General features: G+C 63.4%; 2 protein-coding genes and 1 pseudogene. All 3 read right to left on the reverse strand.

Annotation, left to right across the window (positions count from 1 at the left end):
* Positions 1-270 precede the first annotated feature (270 nt).
* The gene (locus tag NKH67_RS33795) at positions 271-2,016 is read right to left on the reverse strand and encodes an adenylate/guanylate cyclase domain-containing protein (RefSeq protein WP_352503615.1); all 1,746 of its coding nucleotides are present in this window, start codon (positions 2,014-2,016) and stop codon (positions 271-273) included.
* Positions 2,017-2,755: 739 nt separating this feature from the next.
* Positions 2,756-3,222: pseudogene (locus NKH67_RS33800) on the reverse strand (Ros/MucR family transcriptional regulator).
* Between the two features lie 223 nt (positions 3,223-3,445).
* A partial coding sequence (locus NKH67_RS33805; RefSeq protein WP_502893852.1) for a DUF2130 domain-containing protein occupies positions 3,446-3,624 on the reverse strand: 179 nt, incomplete at its 5' end.

Raw genomic sequence — 3,624 nt, forward strand, 5'->3', positions numbered from 1 at the left:
GGCGAGGAGGTCGCGTCGACCTTAATCAAGACGCTTCGGTGCGAGTGGATCCACGGCTTCATCGCCGACTTCTTCAACACTATCGGTGGAAACCGGAAGTTCGACGCGAACCCAACAGAGAGGTCGCCGGCTGTTCACAGCTGCTCTACGGGCTCGGTCCTCGGACAAGCCGGCCAGAGAACTATCCTTCCAGAAGCGACGCGGGATCAAGGGGCGCGTCGCCTGGCCGGACGTGACGCGCAGGGGAGGGCATCTTTGCAGCCGCGACGATCACTCCGGCACGCCGGCAATACCCAACGCTTCGACGTAGTGCTCGGCGAACACCTTGTCCCGCCACGGGTTGATCTGCCTCTGCAGGCCGAGCGTGTAGGTCGGGAACGCTTCCATCAGCCGCCGCGCCGCCGCCTGCGCTTCGTCCGGCCGGTTGAGTTTGACCAGCGCCATGATCACCACCCGGTGCGAGGAGCCGTAATTCGGCATCTCGCGCAGCGCTCGTTCTCCCCAAGCCAGCGCTTCCTCGTAGCGTTCGAGCATCAGGTAGGTCATCCCGATGCCGGAGAGCGCGATGCCCTTCTCGGGGTCGACCGGACTCAGCCGCATCGCCCTGTGGAAGTGCTCGATCGCGACGAGGGGGTGGCCGGAATGGGCGTTCACCCAGCCGCTGCCCGTATGGCCCTGCGCCGAATTGGGGTTGAGGAGCAGGGACCGTTCGATCGTGTCCAGCGCCGTCTCGTAATCCTTGGCGCTGTAGGCGATCACCTGCGCGGCGAAACGCAAGCTTGTCGGGTCGTCTCGCGCGTCCGCCAGCACCTCGCGGGCCATGCGCACGGCGACGCGGATATCGTCGGGCTCGTGCCAGCACTGACTCACCGACAGGCTGCGGATATAGGCACCGAGTGCCTTCGCCAGGGTGAAGTCTGGGTCGATGCTGAGCGCCTCGTTGGTGAGCCGGCGCACGTCGGCGAAGCCTTCGCGCGTCATGCTGTAGAAGCGCGGCAGCGCACGAAGGTAGAGGTCGTAGGCACCGATGTAGTCAGTCGGCTTCATGCGCGCCTGCTTGATCTCCTGCAGCCGGATGCTCGGTTCGACAGCGCCGACGACGCTCTCGGTCACCTTGTCCTGCAGGTCGAAGATGTCGCTCACGTCGCCCTCGAAGCGGTCGGCCCAGACATGGTGTCCGCTGATCGCGTCCACCAACTGCCCACTGATGCGCACCCGCGATCCTGCTCTGCGGATGCTGCCTTCGAGCACGTAGCGGACGCCCAGCTCGCGCCCGACCTGGCGCAGGTCCACCGCCCGGCCCTTGTAGGTGAAGGACGAGTTGCGGGCGATCACGAAGAAGGAGTTCACCCGGCTCAATCCCGTGATGATGTCCTCCACCAGCCCGTCGGCGAAGTATTCCTGGTCGGGATCGCCGCTCATGTTGGTAAAAGGCAGAACCGCGATCGAGGGTTTCGCGGGCAGCGGAGGCGATGCAGCCACCGAGGCGCCCGCGTCGGTCTCGACGCGGTAGGCGCGCACCGGCCGCTCGATGTTCTTGAGGCGCAGATTGCCGAGCGGCGTGAAGCCGCAGTCGAGCTTGCCCTGAAGGTGGTCGTAGGCGGTGCCTGAGACGACCACGGTGCCGGGGTCGGCGATGCTGTCGAGGCGGGCTGCGATGTTGACCCCGTCGCCGTAGAGGTCGCCGTCCTCCTCGCAGACCACGTCGCCGAGATTGACGCCGATGCGGAAGCGAATCCGCTCTTCCTCGGGCATCTCCGCCTCGTGTTCTGCCAGGGCCTGCTGGATCGCCATCGCCGAGGCCACCGCGTTGACGACGCTCGCGAACTCACACAGCATGCCGTCGCCGGTGAGCTTGACGATCCGACCCCGGTGCTCAGAGACCAGCGGTTCGAGGAGGTCCTTGCGGTAGATCTTCAGCCGCTCGAGCGTGCCGCGCTCGTCGCGCTCCGTCAGGCGCGAATAGCCGACGACGTCGCACACCATGATCGCTGCGAGGTGGCGCTGCGTGTTCATTGCACCGCTCGGCCAAGCGCCTGCACGCGGGCCGCCCCGCGTCCATGTCCTGCCAACTTCCTGACGCCCCATGTGCACGGTATCCGTCTCTCCCAGTCGCCGCCCGTCGCCGATAGAGAGCGGAAAACGCAGCTCGACCTTGCCTTCACGAGATTTCGCTATCCCGCTTGCGAGGCGTGGAGCGATCCAGTCGCCGCGCTAACAGCCAACCGGCGACACGCCCACGCAGCCTCTGGGGACGCTGACACGCCACTCCCAGAAGGCCGGAGATATTTACTGCCCTTGGTAACCGGTTGACGCCACCGTGGCGGTGCTTTTGTCACCGCGATGTAACAGTGAGATGCCTACGAACGTGCGCATCGGGCATCACACCAGACGTTCGCGCTTTAGAGGTGGTGAGGTCGGAAAGTGGCGCTCTGTGCTCGTTGCCGCCGACGCCACAAGAGCTGCCGCGCTTTTTCGTCAGGTGGTGACGGTGCCGAGCCGGCTCTTTGAGACCGCGCTCGGGATGACACCTGCCGCGCTTGCAGAATATGCCGAAGCGGCCGTAACTTCCCGGGCCATTTTGCCAGAGCCAAAGCCTGACCAGCCCGAGCCCGTTTCGATTTTATTCTCGCACCAAAACTTGAGAGTGTCTGATCGGCAACCCTTGGTACCGTTTAACCAGCTTCGCCTGTGGAAAGCGGGTTACTCCCGCCTTTTTGTGTCCGGGCTACATAGGCCGATGGATCTGCAGCAATCAGGCCGCGGTCTTCTTGCGCGTCCGCTTCACCGGCGCCGCCTTTTCCGGTTCTTTCGGCTTTCGGCCGAGCCCCATCGTCTTGGCCAATGCCGAGCGCGCTGCGGCATAGTTCGGCGCGACCATCGGGTAGTCCGCTGGCAGGGCCCATTTGGTGCGATATTCGTCGGGCGTCAGGTTGTAGTGGGTCGCGAGATGGCGTTTCAACGACCTGACCTTCTTCCCGTCCTCAAGGCTGACGATGTAGTCCGGAGTGACCGATTTCTTGATCGGCACGGCAGGCTTGAGAGCCCCGGACTTATCCGGCGCAGCACCGCCGCCGCCGGTGCCCTTCAATGCGGCGTGGATCTGACTGATGAGGGCCGGCAAGTCACCGACCGAAACCGGATTGTTCGAGACATAGGGCGAGACGAGTCGGCAGTGAGTTCGATCAGGTTGTCGGCATTGTTTTCAGCTTTTTCTGTCACGAAACTCTCCTGGCGGCTTGAAAGACAGTCGGCGAAATTGTTCGTTTCGTAGTGGCGGTGGGGCCAAACGCAACGAATGCATTGGGCACTATTGCGATGCCTGTTCTGCACAGCGGTCATGGCAACGCATCCCGCGTCGTGCGCGTGTTGGTCCGTCCCCTGTTCGTCTGGCAAGCCGCTCCAGATTGCCAATCGTTTTCCTGTTGAGCTGCATGCCGATTGTCTATTCGGCATCGGGCATAGATGCTTCGATGGCCAGGACCTCCAAGCCGTCAATCTCTTGCATCACCTTTCCAGCGATACCTTGCAAGTCGCCATACATCCCCGCGGTCGACTCGATTACGCCTTGTATTTGAGCCTCCCGCTTGGCCCACAGGCGTGTTGTGGCCTTGCGTTCCTTGG

Source organism: Mesorhizobium sp. M0968 (assembly GCF_040319065.1).
GTDB lineage: Bacteria > Pseudomonadota > Alphaproteobacteria > Rhizobiales > Rhizobiaceae > Mesorhizobium.

What these genes read in the sequence shown, in the direction of transcription:
- NKH67_RS33795 (WP_352503615.1), bottom strand. Translation starts at nt 2,016, where the DNA reads ATGAACACGCAGCGCCACCTCGCAGCGATCATGGTGTGCGACGTCGTC.